Annotated in this window: 16 protein-coding genes and 1 pseudogene; 10 read left to right on the top strand and 7 right to left on the bottom strand. The window is 74.2% G+C overall.

Going from position 1 to position 16,979, the window contains the following annotated elements; all coding sequences use genetic code 11:
• Positions 1 to 235, top strand: a pseudogene (locus tag BU198_RS27790) (4-(cytidine 5'-diphospho)-2-C-methyl-D-erythritol kinase); the annotation flags it as partial.
• 361 nt (positions 236 to 596) lie between these two features.
• On the opposite strand, the gene BU198_RS27785 reads toward BU198_RS27790, so the two are convergent.
• On the bottom strand, positions 597 to 1,697 hold the full coding sequence (locus tag BU198_RS27785) for a calcium:proton antiporter (protein ID WP_188299617.1): 1,101 nt from the start codon (positions 1,695 to 1,697) through the stop codon (positions 597 to 599).
• Positions 1,698 to 2,007: 310 nt separating this feature from the next.
• Between BU198_RS27785 and BU198_RS27780 the strand changes: the two genes are divergently transcribed.
• From BU198_RS27780 to nagB, 3 genes are all read left to right on the top strand, one after another.
• On the top strand, positions 2,008 to 2,997 hold the full coding sequence (locus tag BU198_RS27780) for an SDR family NAD(P)-dependent oxidoreductase (RefSeq protein WP_188299616.1): 990 nt from the start codon (positions 2,008 to 2,010) through the stop codon (positions 2,995 to 2,997).
• Positions 2,998 to 3,168: 171 nt separating this feature from the next.
• Positions 3,169 to 3,576 (top strand): hypothetical protein, encoded by a 408-nt coding sequence (locus BU198_RS27775; protein WP_188299615.1) that lies wholly within the window; start codon positions 3,169 to 3,171, stop codon positions 3,574 to 3,576.
• Between the two features lie 286 nt (positions 3,577 to 3,862).
• Entirely contained in the window at positions 3,863 to 4,645 is a 783-nt protein-coding gene (nagB, locus tag BU198_RS27770) for a glucosamine-6-phosphate deaminase (RefSeq protein WP_188299614.1), read from the top strand.
• A gap of 153 nt (positions 4,646 to 4,798) precedes the next feature.
• On the opposite strand, the gene BU198_RS27765 is transcribed toward nagB, so the two are convergent.
• The 3 genes from BU198_RS27765 to BU198_RS27755 all read right to left on the bottom strand — a co-directional run bounded on the left by BU198_RS27765 (position 4,799) and on the right by BU198_RS27755 (position 8,295).
• Positions 4,799 to 5,929: an aminotransferase class I/II-fold pyridoxal phosphate-dependent enzyme gene (locus BU198_RS27765; protein ID WP_188299613.1), complete on the bottom strand. Its 1,131-nt coding sequence runs from the start codon at positions 5,927 to 5,929 to the stop codon at positions 4,799 to 4,801.
• Positions 5,926 to 6,585, bottom strand: a complete 660-nt coding sequence (locus BU198_RS27760; RefSeq protein WP_188299612.1) for a transcriptional regulator — start codon at positions 6,583 to 6,585, stop codon at positions 5,926 to 5,928. Before BU198_RS27760 ends, BU198_RS27765 begins: the two co-directional genes overlap by 4 nt.
• Before the next feature lie 99 nt (positions 6,586 to 6,684).
• Positions 6,685 to 8,295 (bottom strand): beta-propeller fold lactonase family protein, encoded by a 1,611-nt coding sequence (locus BU198_RS27755; protein WP_188299611.1) that lies wholly within the window; start codon positions 8,293 to 8,295, stop codon positions 6,685 to 6,687.
• 359 nt (positions 8,296 to 8,654) lie between these two features.
• Between BU198_RS27755 and BU198_RS27750 the strand changes: the two genes are divergently transcribed.
• The 5 genes from BU198_RS27750 (at position 8,655) to BU198_RS27730 (ending at position 13,523) form a co-directional block, all read left to right on the top strand.
• Positions 8,655 to 9,098, top strand: a complete 444-nt coding sequence (locus tag BU198_RS27750) for an RrF2 family transcriptional regulator (RefSeq protein WP_188299610.1) — start codon at positions 8,655 to 8,657, stop codon at positions 9,096 to 9,098.
• A 107-nt stretch (positions 9,099 to 9,205) separates the two neighbouring features.
• A complete protein-coding gene (locus BU198_RS27745) occupies positions 9,206 to 10,387 on the top strand; it encodes a globin domain-containing protein (protein WP_188299609.1) in 1,182 nt (393 codons plus the stop codon).
• A 165-nt stretch (positions 10,388 to 10,552) separates the two neighbouring features.
• The gene (locus tag BU198_RS27740) at positions 10,553 to 11,317 is read left to right on the top strand and encodes a (Fe-S)-binding protein (protein WP_188299608.1); all 765 of its coding nucleotides are present in this window, start codon (positions 10,553 to 10,555) and stop codon (positions 11,315 to 11,317) included.
• Positions 11,314 to 12,759: a lactate utilization protein B gene (locus tag BU198_RS27735; protein WP_188299607.1), complete on the top strand. Its 1,446-nt coding sequence runs from the start codon at positions 11,314 to 11,316 to the stop codon at positions 12,757 to 12,759. The genes BU198_RS27740 and BU198_RS27735 overlap by 4 nt, the downstream gene beginning before the upstream one ends.
• Entirely contained in the window at positions 12,756 to 13,523 is a 768-nt protein-coding gene (locus BU198_RS27730) for a lactate utilization protein C (RefSeq protein WP_188299606.1), read from the top strand. The genes BU198_RS27735 and BU198_RS27730 overlap by 4 nt, the downstream gene beginning before the upstream one ends.
• On the opposite strand, the gene ddaH is transcribed toward BU198_RS27730, so the two are convergent.
• Positions 13,510 to 14,337 (bottom strand): dimethylargininase, encoded by an 828-nt coding sequence (ddaH, locus tag BU198_RS27725; RefSeq protein ID WP_188299605.1) that lies wholly within the window; start codon positions 14,335 to 14,337, stop codon positions 13,510 to 13,512. The genes BU198_RS27730 and ddaH overlap by 14 nt on opposite strands.
• Positions 14,338 to 14,553: 216 nt before the next feature.
• Positions 14,554 to 15,447, bottom strand: coding sequence for a 4Fe-4S domain-containing protein (locus BU198_RS27720; protein WP_188299604.1), 894 nt, complete (start codon positions 15,445 to 15,447; stop codon positions 14,554 to 14,556).
• Positions 15,448 to 15,663: 216 nt separating this feature from the next.
• Between BU198_RS27720 and BU198_RS27715 the strand changes: the two genes are divergently transcribed.
• Positions 15,664 to 16,446: an SGNH/GDSL hydrolase family protein gene (locus BU198_RS27715; protein WP_188296278.1), complete on the top strand. Its 783-nt coding sequence runs from the start codon at positions 15,664 to 15,666 to the stop codon at positions 16,444 to 16,446.
• Positions 16,447 to 16,453: 7 nt separating this feature from the next.
• On the opposite strand, the gene BU198_RS27710 is transcribed toward BU198_RS27715, so the two are convergent.
• Positions 16,454 to 16,942, bottom strand: coding sequence for a DUF2809 domain-containing protein (locus BU198_RS27710; RefSeq protein WP_188296279.1), 489 nt, complete (start codon positions 16,940 to 16,942; stop codon positions 16,454 to 16,456).
• Positions 16,943 to 16,979: the final 37 nt, after the last annotated feature.

Raw genomic sequence — 16,979 nt, 5'->3', positions numbered from 1 at the left:
CCTCCAGGAGGCCGCCCTGTCCCTGCGCCCGGAGCTGGCGGACACGCTGCGGCTGGGACCGGAGCACGGCGCCCTGGCCGGCCTGGTCTCGGGCTCGGGGCCGACCTGCGCCTTCCTCACGGAGTCGGCGCCCGCGGCGGCGGCACTGGCAGGCGCCCTGTCCGCGACCGGCCGCTACCGCGACGTCCTCGTCGCGGCCGGCCCGGCCGGCGGCTGCACGGCGGTCCCGGACTGAACCGGGGGCGGTCGGGCGCCGCGGCGGAGCGGGTCCGGCGTGGAACGCCGGGAGGCCCCTGAGCCCCTGGCCCGCGAGCAGCTGCGGGACCAGGGGCTCCCCGTCGTTCCACGGCGGGAACCCTCTCGGGGGTTCACCGACGGTTGCACCGGGTCCGACGAGGGGCCCTGGCCACGGGGGTGAGCCAGGGCCCTCATCCGGAACCACGGCCACCGCCCTCCGCCGGGTTCACCGCGAGCCCCACTGGCCCCACCGGCCCCACTGCCGGCGCCGCCGGACCGCCCCCGGGAACGCCGGAAGCCCCTGGCCGCGCGGGGGAACGGGCCAGGGGCTTCCACTCTCGACTACGGGCGGCGGGCCCTCACGGGTTCAGCGCCAGCACCATGTACCCCGCGAGCACCGCCAGGTGCACCGCGCCCTGGAGCGGGGTCGCCCGGCGCGGGATCACCGTGAGGGTGAGCAGCACGATGGTCAGGCTCAGCAGCACCATGTGCGCCGGGTCGAGGCCGAGGACGAGGGGTCCGGAGAGCCAACTGGAGGCGATCGCGACCGCCGGGATGGTCAGGCCGATGCTGGCCAGCGCCGAGCCGAGGGCCAGGTTGAGGCTGGTCTGCACCCGGTTGCGGGCGGCCGCGCGCAGGGCCGCGATGGTCTCGGGCAGCAGCACCATCAGGGCGATCACCACGCCGACCACGGCGTGCGGGAGCCCGGCGTCGTCCACCGCCTTCTCGATGGTCGGGGACACGCCCTTGGCCAGGCCCACCACCGCGACCAGGGCCACGGCGAGCAGCAGCAGGCTGACCCCGGCGGCGCGCAGGGTGGGCGGGGAGGCGTGCTCCTCCTCGTCCAGCACCCGGCCCTCGGGGGTGACGGGCAGGAAGTAGTCCCGGTGCCGGATGGTCTGGGTGGCGACGAACAGCCCGTAGACCACGAGCGAGGCGGTGGCGGCGAAGACGAGCTGGGTGGTGGAGAACTGCGGGCCGGGCAAGCTGGTGGTGAAGGTCGGCAGCACGAGGCTGAGGGTCGCGAGGGTGGCGATGCAGGCGAGTGCGGCGCCGGTGCCCTCGGCGTTGAAGACGGCCGTCCGGTACTTGACCGCGGCGACCAGGATGGACAGGCCGAGGATGCCGTTGCAGGTGATCATCACGGCGGCGAAGACGGTGTCCCTGGCGAGCGTGGAGGACTTGTCCCCGCCGTCGGCCATCAGCGTCACGATGAGTGCGACCTCGATCACGGTGACCGCCACCGCGAGGACCAGGGATCCGAAGGGTTCCCCCGACCAGTGCGCGATGACCTCCGCGTGGTGCACGGCGGCCAGCACGGCGCCCACCAGGAAGCAGGCGACGACCGCCACCACCCAGCCGGGCAGCTCTTCGTGCCAGGTCAGGGCGAGGACGAGGAACGACAGCACCGGAACGACGACGGTCCATTGCGCGGCACCCGCGCGGAGCTTCGTGATCATGCCGCCGAGGATTCCAGACCGGAGGCCCGTCACCCGGGTGCCCGCGCCGGGATACGTATGGATGTGGCATAACTCATCCCATTTCGACGGTCACCCACCGTAGCCGTGAAGGCACTGAAGAGCTTTGTCGACATGTTGCCGAACCCGATCCGGGACACCCCGGCGGTCACCACGGTCTTCTCACCGGTCCGGCGACGGAGCGGCGCGGGTCGCCGTCCTCCCCGGGGAGGAGGCAGTTCCTCCTTCCGGCCGGGAGGTCCGGCCGGTCGGCCGAAGCGGCCCCGGAGCGGGCCCTGCCAGGCTCTCCGCCATGGACACCGACTCCCCCTCCTCCCCCTCGACCTCCCCGGCCGGACCGGCCCGGCGGGCACTGCTCGGCGCCTCCGCGCTGGGCCTCGCCGGGGCGGCCGCCACCACGCTGGGCGCCGGACCGGCCCAGGCCGACCCGGCCGGGCGGCGCGCGACCCGGACCGACGCCGGGGAGCGCCAGGACGGGCGCCCCGGGGCACGCTTCGCCGGCCGTGCGGTGCTGATCACCGGCGCCACCTCGGGCATCGGCCGGGCGGCCGCGCTGGCCTTCGCCCGGGAGGGCGCCCTGGTGGGCTTCTGCGGCCGGCGCACGGCACTCGGCCGCCAGGTCGAGCAGGAGATCCGCCAAGCCGGCGGCGAGGCCTCGTACTTCCCGGCCGACGTGCGCGACCCGGAGCAGGTCGAGCGGTTCACCGGGCAGGTCGTGGCCCGGTACGGCGGGCCGGACGTCGCGGTCAACAACGCGGGCATCGGCAGCGCCAAGCTGCTGCACGAGCTGAGCGTGGCCGAGTGGGACGACGTGCTGGACACCAACGCCCGCGGGGTGTTCCTGGCGCTCAAGTACCAGATCCCGCACATGCTGAAGGCCGGCCGCGGGGTGATCGTCTGCACCGCCTCCTCCGCCGCCGAGCAGGCCCGGCCGAACGGCGGCGCGTACACGGCGAGCAAAAGGGCGGTCCAAGGGCTGGTCAAGGCTGCGGCGTTGGCGTACGGGACGCGGGGCATCCGGGTCAACGCGATCCTCCCCGGCACCACGGACACCGCCTTCGTCCGCCCGCCCGGCATCCCGGACGCGGCGTGGGCGCAGTTCAAGAAGGCCTACGGGCCGCTGAACATCGAGGGGTTGGAGCGGATGGCCGAGCCGGAGGAGATCGCGAGGGCGATCCTGGCGCTGGCCTCGGAGGACTTCGCCTACCAGTCGGGGGCCTCGGTGCCGGTGGACGGCGGTGCGACGGCCGGGCGGCGGATGGTGCTGCCGCCCACGAACTGATCGTCCGTCAGGACTGGAGTTGTCCGTGTGCTGAACGGAGGACGAATGGTTGCAGGATGTAGTTGAACGGTCACCATGAGTGTGACGCAACGCACACACGCGCCGTCCATGATGTGTGCAAGACTCATCTCAAGGAGTGAGATTCCCTTAATTTCCAAGGAGGTTCGTATCATGCGCGCTCGGATCGCAGCTGTGGCGATGGTGACGGCAGGGATCGCCGGCCTGACGGCGGCTCCGGCCATGGCGGCCACGGCGACGTCCGGCACCGACACCGCGGTCTGCGCCACGGTGCTCAACCGGCCCTGCATCTCGCACCAGGCCGACGGCGAGGGCATCGTTGGCGTCGCCCAGGTCAGCGCCGAGGCCAGCCAGTTGACGATGGTTCAGGTCGAGGTCCGCACCCAGGCCGCGTGGGGCAGCCCGTGGGAGACGGTCGCCACCGCGACCACCGTGCAGTTCGGCTCCGCCAAGGCGGTCACCCCGCGGGTGACCGCGACCGCCCCCCGCATCATCTGCGCCACCGCCGGACCGGCCCTGGACGTCAGCAAGCAGACCACCACCTGTACCAACCCGTTCTGATCACGGGCCGCTGACGCACCGCACCCGCACCCCGCACCGTCCGTACGACCGGGCAGCCGTCCGGACGGCGGGGAGCGGAAAGCGGTGGACAGCGCCGACGCCGGGGCCGGCCGCCGGGACATCACGTCCCGACGGCCGGCCCCGGCCGTTCCACCAGGCAGAAGGGCCGACGGCGCAAGATCGCCGGGAACCGGACCCGGGTGGACCTGGGGCACCCGTTCACGGCAAACTGGTCTAGACCTCGGAGGTCTAGACCTCAGAATCGCCTCAGAACGGTGGACCCAGTATGGAAATCGTGATCGTCCCTGACGCCCGGGCGGCCGGCGAACTCATCGCCGCGGCGATCACCGATCTGCTGACCGACAAGCCGGACGCCCTGCTCGGCGTGGCGACCGGCTCGACTCCGCTGCCCATCTACCAGGCCCTGGCCGAACAGGTCCGTGACGGCCGGCTGGACGCCGCCAAGGCGCGCATCTGCCAGCTGGACGAGTACGTCGGCCTGCCCGCCGGCCACCCGGAGTCCTACCGTTCGGTGGTGCTGAAGGAGGTCGTCGAGCCGCTCGGCCTGACCGAGGACTCCTTCCTGGGCCCGGACGGCAACGCGTCGGACATCGCCGGGGCGGCCATCGCCTACGACCGCGCGCTGGCCGAGGCCGGCGGCGTCGACCTCCAGCTGCTCGGCATCGGCACGGACGGCCACATCGGCTTCAACGAGCCCTGCTCCTCGCTCTCCTCCCGGACCCGGATCAAGACCCTGACCCGGCAGACCCGCGAGGACAACGCGCGCTTCTTCGACAGCATCGACGAGGTCCCGCACCACGTCATCACCCAGGGCATCGGCACCATCCTGGAGGCCCGTCACCTGGTCCTGCTGGCCACCGGCGAGGCCAAGGCCGAGGCCGTCGCGCTCGCCGTCGAGGGCCCGCTGGCCGCGGCCGTCCCGGCCTCGGCGCTCCAGCTGCACCCGCACGCCACCGTGGTGGTGGACGAGGCGGCCGCCTCCCGCCTCAAGCTCGCCGACTACTTCCGCGACACCTACGCGGCCAAGCCGGCCTGGCAGAAGCTCTGAGCACCCCGGGGCAGCGGCCCTGACGGCCGGGGCGCCGGTCACCGGATCGTCCCGGTGGCCGGCGCTCCGGCCGTTCTCGGTCCCGGCCGTTCGTCCTGCGCGGCCGTTCGTCGTGCGCGGACGCCGGCCGAGGACGCCGGGCGCGGACGGTGCTCAGCGCCGACGGAGCCAGTCGCCGAAGGCCTCCAGCCCCGGGCCCGGGTCACGGCGGCCGACGCCGATCCGGAAGCGGTCGGCCGGGGTCGGGGTCAGCTCGGAGCGGAAGATGTCCGCGGGCAGCAGCAGCACGCCCGCCTGCTCGACCAGCGCGGTACAGAACTCCGCCACGCCGTCCGCGCCCAGGTAGCGCGGGAAGGCGACGCAGCCGCCGTCCGGCGCGCGCCACTCGAAGAGGTCGGCGAACTCGGCGAAGAACGCGTCGAAGAGCGGCAGGTTCTCCGCGATGACCGCCCGGTTGCGGGCCAGGATCCGCTCCCTTGCGGTGATCGCGATCCGCGCCAGCACCTCGCTCGGCGCCGAGTTGCAGATCGTGGTGTAGTGCTTGGCGCGCTCCAGGCGGGAGCGCAACTCCCGGTCACGGCAGGCGATCCAGCCGATCCGCAGCCCGGGCAGGCCGAGCGACTTGGAGGTGACGTTCAGCGACAGGGCCCGCTCGGAGAGGTCGGCGGCCTGCGGCAGGACGCGGTCCCGGTCGCGCTCCAGGCCGCGGTAGACCTCGTCCGAGAAGAGCCGGATGCCGCGCTCGTCGCAGAGCTCGGCCAGCCGCACGAAGTCGGCGGCGTCGATCACCTTGCCGGTCGGGTTGTTGGGGAAGTTGACCGACACCACCCTGGTGTTCGGCCGCAGCGCCGCCTCGACCGCGTCCAGGTCCAGCGCCCAGTCCCGGTCCTCGTCCAGCGCGACGCCGGTGACCTCGCAGAGCGAGAGCGGAACGGTCTCGGCGGACTGGTAGCCGGGCGTCAGCACCACCGCGTGGTCGCCCGGCTCCAGCAGCACCTGCATGGCGAGGTTGAGTCCCTCCTGGGCGCCGCCGAAGCAGATCACGTCGTCCTCGCCGACCCGCTCGTACATCCCGGCGACGGCGCGGCGCAGCCCGGGGTCGCCGAAGGTCTCGGTGTAGCCGAGGGCCAGGGTGTCCCAGGCCTCGCGGTCCTCGGGCCCGGCCAGGGCGAGCAGCTCGGCCATCGTCATGGTCTGCGCGTCGGAAGCGGTGAGGTGGTGCCGGGCGGTGAACTCCCAGCGGGAGAAGTGGGTTTCGAGCCGGAAGTCGGGGAGTCTGGTCACTGTCGGCCTTCCTCGGTGGGGCCCGCGGGGTGCTGCTTGAGCTCGGCGAGCAGGCCGTAGGCGGTGGAACGGGAGATCCGCAGCGCGGTGGCGACGACGGGGACGGCGCGCCGGACGGCGAACACCCCGGCCCGGTCGAGTTCACCCAGGACGGCGAGCCGGTCCTCGCGGGTGAAGCGCTCCAGCGGACGGCCCCGGGTGCGGACGTAGCCGCCGACCACGTCGTTGATCCGCTCGGTCCAGTCGCGTTCGAAGAGCGGTTCGGGGCGCGGCGCGGTGGGGGCGGCGAAGCCCGCCAGCAGGGCGGCGGCCTGTTCCAGCGGGCCCCGGTCGAGGTTGACGCAGAGCATCGCGGTGGGCCTGCCGTCGTCGTCGCGCAGCACGGCGCTGACCGAGGAGAGCCGCCGGCCGTCGGGCAGCAACTTCTCGTACGGGCCGTAGACGTCGGGGGCGGACGGGTCGATCCCGTCCAGCTCGCCGAGCAGCGAGGGGTCGCCGGGAACCCGGGGGGTCATCGGGTTCCAGATCGCGAGGACCCGGTCGGTACCGGTGTCGTGCAGCACCACCTCGGCGTACGGGCCGAGCAGCAGTGTCAGCGCGCGGCAGACCGGTGACCAGGTCCGGACGCGCGGGTCGGGGTTGTCCGCAGAGGGCATGACCGGACTGTACGTCCGACTCGGACGCTTCGTCCAGAGGGCGCGACGGCCCGGGCCCGCCGGAAGGTTTCGGCAGGGCCCGGGCCGGTTCCGCGGGTGCTACTTGCAGGTGATCAGCAGTCCGAGGACGGAGGTGCAGCTGCGGGTGGCCCGGCTGGTGGCGGGCGAGGGGTCGGCGGGTGCCCCGGCGGTGCGGGCCACCGTGACGTCCCAGCTGCGGATCAGGTCGAACAGGCCGACCGTGATCGAGAGGTGCCGGGTGGTGCTCGCACCCTTGGCCAGCGGGGCGGTCAGCGCGCAGCTGAGCTTCCCGGCGGCGACGGTGCAGTCGCCGGAGGTCGCGGTCAGCCCGGCGGGCAGGTCGGCGGTGACGGTGGCGGAGGCCACCGGGTCGGGGCCCTGGCCGGTGAGGGTGACGGTGTAGTCGACCCGGTTGGAGAGCACGCCGGTCACCGGGGTCGCGGTGAGCGCGACGCCCAGGTGGGCGGCGGGGGCGGTGTAGGTGAAGCGGTCGGCGGCGACGGCCGCGCTGGTGCCTCCGGGCCCGGTGACCCGGACGTCCACCGGTCCGGTGACGGTGGTGGCGGGGGCGGTCGCGGTGCAGCCGGTCCTGGTGCAGCCGAAGGAGGTGGCGGCGCCCGCCGCGCCGAAGGTCACGGCGGTGGCGCCGGCCAGGTCGGTGCCGGTGATCGTCACCACGGTGCCGCCGGCTCCGGAGCCGCTGTTCGGGGCGATCCCGGTCACGTCGGGCACCGGCAGCGGGAAGTCGACCACGTCGACGGCGCCGCCGGTGAAGTCGGCCAGGTAGCCGCGCCGCCCGTCGGCGGCCAGGGCCAGGCTGTACGGACTCGCGCCCACCGGGACGGTCGCGGTGACCGTCCGGCTCGCGGTGTCCACCACGCTCAGCGTGTTGTCGGCGTAGTTCGAGACGTAGGCCGCCGCGCCGTCCGGCGCGAGCGTGACGGCGTACGGCCCCGAGCCGACCGCGACGGTGCCGAGGACGGTGCCGGCCGCGGTGTCGATCACCGCGGCGGTGCCGTCGTCGCCGTCGGCCGCCCACAGCCGGGTGCCGTCCGGGCTGAGCGCCAGGCCGAAGACGCCGTGTCCGACGGGGACGGTGCCGCTCACCGTGCTGCTCACGGTGTCGACCACGGTCACCGCCTTGGCGCCGGAGGCGGCGACGTACAGCCGCCTGCCGTCGGCGGAGACGGCCAGCCCGTGCGGTTCGGCGCCGACCGGAACGGTCGCGGTCACGGTGCCGGAGGAGGTGTCCAGCACGCTCACGGTGGCGGCCCCGGCGTTCGCCACGTAGGCGCGCGAGCCGTCCGGGGAGACGGTCAGGCCCCAGGGCTGGGCGCCGACCGGAACGGTCGCGGCGACGGCTCCGGTGGCGGTGTCCACGACGCTGACGGTGTTGTCGAGGTGGTGCGTCAGGTAGGCGCGGTGCCCGTCGGGCGACACGGCCACGGCGTACGACCCCGTCCCGGCGGTGAAGCTGCCGGACACGGTGTTGTTCGCGGTGTCCAGCACGCTCACGGTGCCGCTGCTCTGACTGGTCACGTAGGCGTGGCCGCCGTCCGGCGTCAGCGCGACGCCCGCCGGGTACGGCGCCACCGCCACGTGCGCGGCGACGGCGGGCGGCGGCGTGACGGCCTCGGCGGTCGCGGGCAGCGACAGCAGCACGGCCGTGGTCGCGGTTATCGCGGCCACGGCCGTCAGGGTGCGACGGGGTGTGCGGGTTCTGCTCACGGATCTCTCCAGCTGCTCGGCGATACGGGTGGTGCGGTGGTGCGGGCGATACGGATGGTGTGGGTGATGCGGCGGTGCGGTGGCGCGTGGCTGGTTCGGAGCCGGGGGAAGCGTAGAAGCAGCCCTGACGCGCCGTCAGGGAGTGACGGTTAATGTCGCCAACTGTTCAGTTCCGATCGCGACGCGGACACCGGCCGGCGCCCGGCCCGGGGCGCCCGGCTCCACTCGGACGAGGGGTACGGGGCGACGTGACGAGCGTCTCGATCGAAGTCGTGCAGGAAATTGGAGTTGAGGAGTCGCATTCGGATAGCGTTTCGAACGTGAGGCTGACCAAGAGCACCGACATCGCCCTGCGGATCGCCATGCGACTGGCGGTCCTGGGCGAGGGCGACACCCCGACCACCCGCGAGGTGGCCGAGGCGGTCGGCGTGCCGTACACCCACGCGGCGAAGGTGGTCAGCCGGCTCCAGCACCTGGGGGTGGTGGAGGCCCGGCGCGGTCGCGGCGGCGGGCTGATGCTCACCTTCGCCGGGCGGACCGGTTCCATCGGCCTGCTGCTGCGGGAGCTGGAGGGCGTCGGGGACGTGGTCGGCTGCGAGGACGACCCGCCGTGCCCACTGCGGGCCGCGTGCCGGCTGCGCGGGGCGCTCCGGAGCGCCCAGGAGGCGTTCTTCGCGGCGCTCGACCACCTCTCCGTCGACGACCTGGTGGCCTCCCCCACCGGGCCCGTCCTGCTCAGCCTCACCGCCCGCCCCACCGCCTGATCCGTCCCACCGCCCGATCCGTTCCACCGACCGATCCGCCCGACCGGGGCCGCGCACCATTCCGCGACCTTTAATGCGAATCTCAGATACCAATGAGGAGCTGTCTGATGCTGTCCGCGAAGTCCGCCGAGGTCGTCGAGGCCACCCTGCCCGTCGTGGGCGCCGCCATCGGTGACATCACCCCGCGCTTCTACGACCGGATGTTCGCCGCGCACCCCGAGCTGCTGCGCGACCTCTTCAACCGGGGCAACCAGGCCAACGGCTCCCAGCGCGAGGCCCTGGCCGGCTCGATAGCCGCCTTCGCCACCGCCCTGCTCGCCAACCCGGACCAGCGGCCGGACGCGATGCTCGCCCGCATCGCCCACAAGCACGTCTCGGTCGGCATCAGCGACGACCAGTACAAGGTCGTCCACGAGCACCTGTTCGCCGCCATCGTGGAGGTGCTCGGCGAGGCCGTCACCCCCGAGGTCGCCGCCGCCTGGGACGAGGTCTACTGGCTGATGGCCAACGCGCTGATCGCCATCGAGGACCGGCTGCGCGCCGAGGTCGCCGCCGGCGGCGACCAGGCCGACCTGTGGCGCCCCTTCACCGTGGTCGCCCGCCACCAGGAGACCGAGGCCGTCACCACCTACCTGGTCCGCCCGGCCGACGGCCGCCCCGTACCGGCCTTCCGTCCCGGCCAGTACGTCTCGGTCCGCACCGAACTGGCCGACGGCGCCCGGCAGATCCGCCAGTACAGCCTCTCCGGCGGCGCGGACGGCGCGCTGCGCTTCAGCGTCAAGCGCGAGGACGGCGGCGAGGTCTCCGGCCACCTGCACGACCACCTGAAGGCCGGCGACTCCATCGAGCTGGCGCCCCCGCTGGGCGACATCTCGCTCGCCGACGGCGACGGCCCGGTGCTGCTCGCCTCCGCCGGCATCGGCAACACCCCGATGACCGCGATGCTCGACCACCTGGCCACCACCGGCTCCACCCGGCGGGTCGTCTCGGTGCACGGCGACCGCGACCAGCTGAGCCACGCCTTCCGGGCCGAGCTGGCGCGGCTGACCACCACGCTGCCGGACGCCACCTCCCACGTCTTCTACGAGCAGCCGCTCGGAGCGTGGCCGGCCGAGCGCACCGGCCTGGTGGACCTCTCCACCGTCGAGGTCCCGGCCGGCACCACCGCCTACCTCTGCGGCCCGCTGCCCTTCCTGCGCGCCGTGCGCGAGCAGCTGCTGACCGCTGGCGTCCCGGCGGCGGACATCCACTACGAGGTGTTCGGCCCCGACCTCTGGCTCGGCGCCTGAGGCCTTGCGTCCCTGAGTTCCTGAACTCCGGCCCGGCGCCCGAGGTCCCACCGCGGCACCGGTCCGCTCGGTACGATCACGAGCGGACCGGTGCCGTTCGGCGTACGCCCGTACGCCCTTGCGTCCGGCGGGAGTTCGGCGGGAATCCGGCAGAAGGGAGTTCGCGTGCGGGTCGCACTGTTCGCCACCTGCGTCAACGACGCGCTGTTCCCCGGCACGGCGGTGGCCACCGTCCGGCTGCTGGAACGCCTCGGCGTCACGGTGGACTTCCCCGCGGGACAGACCTGCTGCGGGCAGCCGCAGTACAACACCGGCTACCGCAGGGCCTGCGAGCCACTGGTCCGGCGGACGGCCAGGGCCTTCGCCGGGTACGACCACGTGGTGACGCCCTCGGGCTCCTGCGTGGCGATGGTCCGGGACAGCTACCCCCGGATCGGCGCCAGGGCCGCCACCGAGGGCCGGGGCACCGAACTCGCCGACCTGGCCACCGGCCTGGTGCCCCGGGTGGTCGAGCTGACCGAGTTCCTGACCGACGTGCTCGGCGTCGAGGACGTCGGCGCGTACTTCCCGCACACCGTCACCTACCACCCCTCCTGCCACGGCCTGCGCCTGCTCGGCCTCGGCGAGCGCCCGCGCCGGCTGCTGGGCGCCGTCAGGGGCCTGGAGCTGGTCGAGCTGCCCGGGGCCGAGGAGTGCTGCGGCTTCGGCGGCACCTTCGCGGTCAAGAACGCGGCGGTCTCGGCGGCCATGGCCGAGGACAAGATCGCCAACGCCCTGGCCACCGGCGCCCGGATCCTGTGCGGCGCCGACAACTCCTGCCTGCTGCACCTCGGCGGCACCCTGCGCCGCCGGGGCGCACCACTGCGGCCGCTGCACCTGGCGGAGATCCTGGCCAGTACCGAGGAGCACCCCTGGAGGCCGTCCGCATGAGCGAGCGGAGCAAGCGGACCGGAAGCCCGGCCGGGACCTTCCTCGGCATGCCGGCCTTCCCCCAGGCCGCCGCCGAGGCGGTACGGAACGGGCAGCTGCGCGCCAACCTGCGGCGCGCTACCCACACCATCAGGGACAAGCGGGCCAGGGCCGTCGCCGAACTCGCCGACTGGGCGGAGCTGCGCGCCGCGGGGAAGGCGATCAAGGACCACACGCTGCGCCACCTCGACCGCTACCTGGTGCAGTTGGAGGAGTCCGTCACGGCGGCCGGCGGCACCGTGCACTGGGCCGCCGACGCCGGGGAGGCCAACCGGATCGTCGCCGGGCTGGTCAGGGCCACCGGCGAGACGGAGGTGGTCAAGGTCAAGTCGATGGCCACCCAGGAGATCGAGCTCAACGAGGCGCTGGCGGCCGAGGGGATCACCGCCTACGAGACCGATCTCGCCGAGCTGATCGTGCAGTTGGGCGACGACCGGCCCTCGCACATCCTGGTGCCGGCGATCCACCGCAACCGCGCCGAGATCCGGGAGGTCTTCGCCGACCGGATGGCCTCCTGGGGCAGGCCGGCGCCCAGGGGCCTCACCGACTCCCCGGCCGAACTCGCCGAGGCCGCCCGGCTGCACCTGCGGGAGAAGTTCCTGCGCGCCGGAGTCGCCGTCTCCGGCGCCAACTTCATGGTCGCCGAGACCGGCACCCTGGTGGTGGTCGAGTCCGAGGGAAACGGCCGGATGTGCCTCACCCTGCCGCGCACCCTGATCTCGGTGGTCGGGATCGAGAAGGTGGTGCCGACCTGGCGGGACCTGGAGGTCTTCCTCCAGCTGCTCCCCCGCTCCTCGACCGCCGAGCGGATGAACCCGTACACCTCGCTCTGGACCGGGACGACCGAGGGCGACGGCCCGTCCGATTTCCACCTGGTGCTGCTGGACAACGGCCGCACCGCCGCGCTGGCCGACCAGGTGGGCCGCCAGGCGCTGCGCTGCATCCGCTGCTCGGCCTGCCTCAACGTCTGCCCGGTGTACGAGCGGGCCGGCGGGCACGCCTACGGCTCGGTCTACCCGGGGCCGATCGGCGCCATCCTGACGCCCCAACTGCGCGGCACCGCGAGCCCGGTGGACGCCTCGCTGCCGTACGCCTCCTCGCTCTGCGGGGCCTGCTACGAGGTGTGCCCGGTGGCGATCGACATCCCCGAGGTGCTGGTGCACCTGCGCGAGCGGGTCGCCGAGCAGGGCGGGCACCCGCTGGAGCGGGCCGCGATGGCGGCCGCCGGGTTCGTGCTGGACCACCCGGCGGCGCTCACCGCCGCCGAGCGGCTGGCCGGCCGCACCCGGTCACTGCACCCCCGCCGGCTGCCCGGGCCCGGGCGGGCCTGGACGGACACCCGGGACCTGCCGGAGGTCCCGGCCGAACCGTTCCGCGACTGGTGGCGGAGGAACCGCACATGACCGCAGCCGACCACACCGCGCCCGGCCACCCGAGGACCGGCCACCCGGGGACCGGCCGCACCGGACCCGAACGCTCCGGACCCGAACGCTCCGGCAGCTCCCGGGACGTGATCCTCGGCCGGATCAGGGCCGCACTCGGCGACACCGCCGACGTCGCCGAACAGCCGCTGCCCCGCGACTACCTGACAGCGCACGGGCCGACCGACGACCCGGCGGCCGTGCTCGACCTGCTGCACCGCAACCTGGCCGACTACCGGGCCCTGGTACACCGCTGCCACGAGGACGAACTGCCGCGGCGGATCGCCGGGTTGCTGGTCGAGCGGGGCAGCAGGACGGTCGTGGTGCCGGCCGGCCTGCCGCCCCGCTGGCTCACCGCCGCCGAGGCCGCGGGGGTCGGACTCCTCCCCGACGACGGGACGCTGACCGCCGCCCGGTTGGACTCCGTGGACAGCGTGGTGACCGGCTGCGCGCTGGCCGTCGCCGAGACCGGGACGATCGTGCTGGACGCCGGCCCCGGTCAGGGGCGACGGCTGCTCTCGCTCGTCCCTGACCACCACGTCTGCGTGGTGCGCGCGCCGGAGCAGGTCGTCGCCTCGGTGCCGCTCGCCCTGCCGCGGCTCGACCCGGTGCGGCCGCAGACCTGGATCTCTGGGCCGTCCGCGACCAGCGACATCGAGCTGGACCGGGTGGAGGGGGTGCACGGGCCGCGCACCCTGGAGGTGCTGCTGGTCACGGCCGCGACGGGAGCCGTCACGCCGGCCTGAGCTCCAGGGTGCAGCACTTCGCCCCGCCACCGCCCTTCAGCAGCTCCGAGACGTCCACCGGGACCGGCTGGTAGCCGTGCTCGGCCAGGCGGCCGGCCAGGTTCTTGGCGGCCGTCGGCAGCAGCACCCGGAGGCCGTCCGAGACCGCGTTGAGCCCGAACACCTCGGCGTCGGCCCGGTCGGCGAGGATCGCGTCCGGGTGGAGCGCGCGCAGCACGGAGCGGCTGTCGGCGTCGAAGGCCTCCGGGTAGTACATGACGTGGTCGTCGGCGAGCACGGTGAGCGCGGTGTCCAGGTGGTAGAAGCGCGGGTCGACCAGGGTCAGGCTGACCACCGGGACGCCGAACAGCTCGCCGGCCTCGGCGTGTGCGGCGCGCGAGGTCCGGAAGCCGGTACCGGCGAGCACCCGGCCGCCCACCAGCAGGTGGTCGCCCTCGCCCTCGTTGACGTGCCCGGCCCGGTGCACCTCGCGGTAGCCGTGCGCGCGGAACCAGGCCTGGTAGGCCTCCGACTCGGCGGCCCGCTCCGGGTAGCGGAAGGTGGCCACCAGGGCCCTGCCGTCCAGCACGGTGGCGCCGTTGGCGGCGTACACCATGTCGGGCAGGCCGGGCACCGGGTCGATCAGTTCGACGGTGTGGCCGAGCCGGCGGTAGGTCCGGTAGAGCTCCTCCCACTGGTGCAGGGCGAGCGCGGTGTCGGTGGGCTGGGTGGGGTCCATCCACGGGTTGATCGCGTAGTCGACGGTGTAGTGCGTCGGCCGGCACATCAGGTAGCGCCGCGGCCGGGCGTGGCGCTCCGGGGTCTGCGTGAGCATGGCTCAACCATCCTTGGGTCGAGGGGAGTCCGTCGCAGGGAGTTCGGGGTTCGCGGGGCCGAACACCTTCGTTCCCAAGGCGGCTGCCCCGATGGCACCGTTCGCACACCCGGGCAGACGCCTCCGACGGTCGCACGCCCCCGCGCACCCGGCGCAGGCACCGGCGCACTGGCCCCCTGCGGCGCTGCGCCCGGCCGCGGCCACCACGGACCCTCGCTACCAGCGGTGCGCGCCGAAGTCCACCGGCCGGGGCCGCAGCTTCCGGCACCGCCCGGCCAGCGCGCGCAGCCGGCGGTCCGCCTCGTCGGCGGGCATCCGGCGCCGGTCGCCGTGGCCGGGCAGCAGCCACTCGAAGCGCAGCACGCCGAGGCCGCGCTCCAGCGAGGCGGCGAGTTCCTCGATCGAGTACCAGGTCACCGACTCGGCCACCTCCATGTCCCCGGTGGTGCGGGACCAGTACAGGCTGTCGCCGCTGAAGCAGTACCGCTCGTCCACGACGTAGAGCACGCTGCCCCGGGTGTGGCCGGGGAACGGGTGGGCGACCAGGCCGGGCGAGACCTCCGTCGGCCCGGTGCCGCACAGCACCCGGTCGGCGTCGGGCGCCGCGTCCAGGTCGCCCTCGTGGATCCGGAGCCGGGCACCCAGCCGGTCGGCGTACGCCCGGCCGTGCGCGGCGTGGTCGCGGTGGGTGAGCAGGACGTCGGTGACCGGGCCGAGCGCGGCGTAGCGGGCCGCGAGGGCCTCGCTGTAGCGCGGCGTGTCGACCATCACCCAGCCGGTGGGGCGGCGGCAGAGGTAGGAGTTGGCGCCCGCGGTGTGGCGGGAGTTGTGGCCGAGCAGCAGCAGGTCGTCGGCGAGGGCCAGCGGGAACGGGTCCCCGGCCGGGTCGAGCGGCCCGGTGCCGGGGCGGACGGACCTGGTCGGGCAGGCGTGGGCGGCGGCGAGCAGCTGCCGGCGCTCGTCCGCGTCGCGCGGCTGGCGGATCAGCTCCGAGCGGCCCGCGTGCTCGCGGACCAGACCGGGCGCGAGCTGCCGGGCGACGTCGCAGTTGGTGCACCGGTCGTCGATGAACCAGTTCTCGGGCGGGCCGGAGCGCGGTTCGGTGGTCATGGCTGCCTTCCCCAGCAGGACGGCGGCCGGCGCGGCCGCTCCCTTCGAGCATCCGCCGGACCGGCCGGAAAGCGGAAGGGGGCACGGATCTTGCCCTTTTCCGGGGGTGGCCGTCTGCGGGCGGGAGCCGCCGGTGGGGGCACGTGGCCCATCTCACGTGGCCGCGGGGTCACCTACGGTGGCGTAGGTTACTTGATTGGGTGAACTATCTCTTTCATGCCGCATCTCCAGGAGACCCTCGACCTCGATTCGTACGCCGCCATCGGCGACAGCTTCACCGAGGGTGTGGGCGACCCCGCCGCCGACGGCAGATTCGCCGGGTGGGCCGACCGGCTCGCCGGAATCCTGGCCGACGGACGCCCGCCGGGCGCCTTCCGCTACGCCAACCTCGCGGTGCGCGGCCGGCTGCTGGACCAGATCGCCGCCGAGCAGGTGCCGGAGGTCCGCCGCCTCCAGCCCGACCTGGTCACCTTCTGCGCCGGCGGCAACGACATCCTCCGCCCCGGCAGCGACCCGGACGAGGTCGCCGGGCGCTTCGAGGCCGCCGTCGTGGAACTCGCCGAGAACGCCGGGACGGTGCTGATCTGCACCGGCTTCGACACCAGGGACGTGCCGCTGCTGAAGCACCTGCGCGGCAAGATCGCCACGTACAACGGACACATGCGCGCGGTCGCCGACCGCAACGGCTGCGCGGTGGCCGACCTGTGGTCGCTGCGCGCGGTGCAGGACCGCCGCGCCTGGAGCGAGGACCGCCTGCACCTGTCCGCCGAGGGCCACCAGCGGGTCGCCCTGCTGGCCGCCCGCTCGCTGGGCCTGCGCACCGGGCAGGACCCGGAGGCCCCGTGGCCGGACGCCCGCGTGCTCACCCCCGCCGACCAGCGCCGGGAGAACATCCAGTGGGCCCGCGAGTACCTGCTGCCCTGGGTCGGCCGGCGGCTGCGCGGCGAGTCCTCGGGCGACCACGTCGAGGCCAAGCGGCCGGAGCTGCTCCCGCTCTGACGGTTCGTCAGGATGTCTTGCCGGGCACGGCTCCGGGCGCCGCGTCGGATACGGCGCCGGGCGCCCGGTCGGGCGCTGCGCCGGGTACCGCGGTCCGGGAGGTCCGCAGGAGCCGGTGGAGCACCCCGGCGCACCCCGCGCCGACCAGGTACCAGAGCAGGTCCGGCGGGTTGAAGGTCGAGCCCAGCACCAGCCGGGCCAGGGTGCTGTGCCGCCCCCAGTCGTCCGGCAGGCCGGTGAGCTGGAACAGCTCCACGGCCCAGCTGAGCCCGGCGGCCAGGGCCGCGGCGCGGGCGGGGCGCAGCCGTGGGGCGGCCAGCACGAGCAGCGCGTGGAGCAGGACCGTGTAGAGCGCGTCCCCCGCGTACTTGGCGAGGTCCCCGCCCAGGACCGCCCGTACGCCGAGGCCGGCCGTCACCGTCAGCACGGCGGCGAGGCCGGCCGCCGGGCGGGTACGCCGGTGGGCCCGACGGGCGCTCCCCCCGAGATCGTTCATCCGCCCCACGCTACCCCCGCGCCCCACGCGCGCCGCT

The organism is Streptomyces sp. CBMA156 (assembly GCF_014596515.1).
Lineage (GTDB): Bacteria > Actinomycetota > Actinomycetes > Streptomycetales > Streptomycetaceae > Kitasatospora.
The sequence above is the reverse complement of the archived record's forward strand: the minus strand, read 5'-3'. Positions and strand labels throughout refer to the sequence as shown.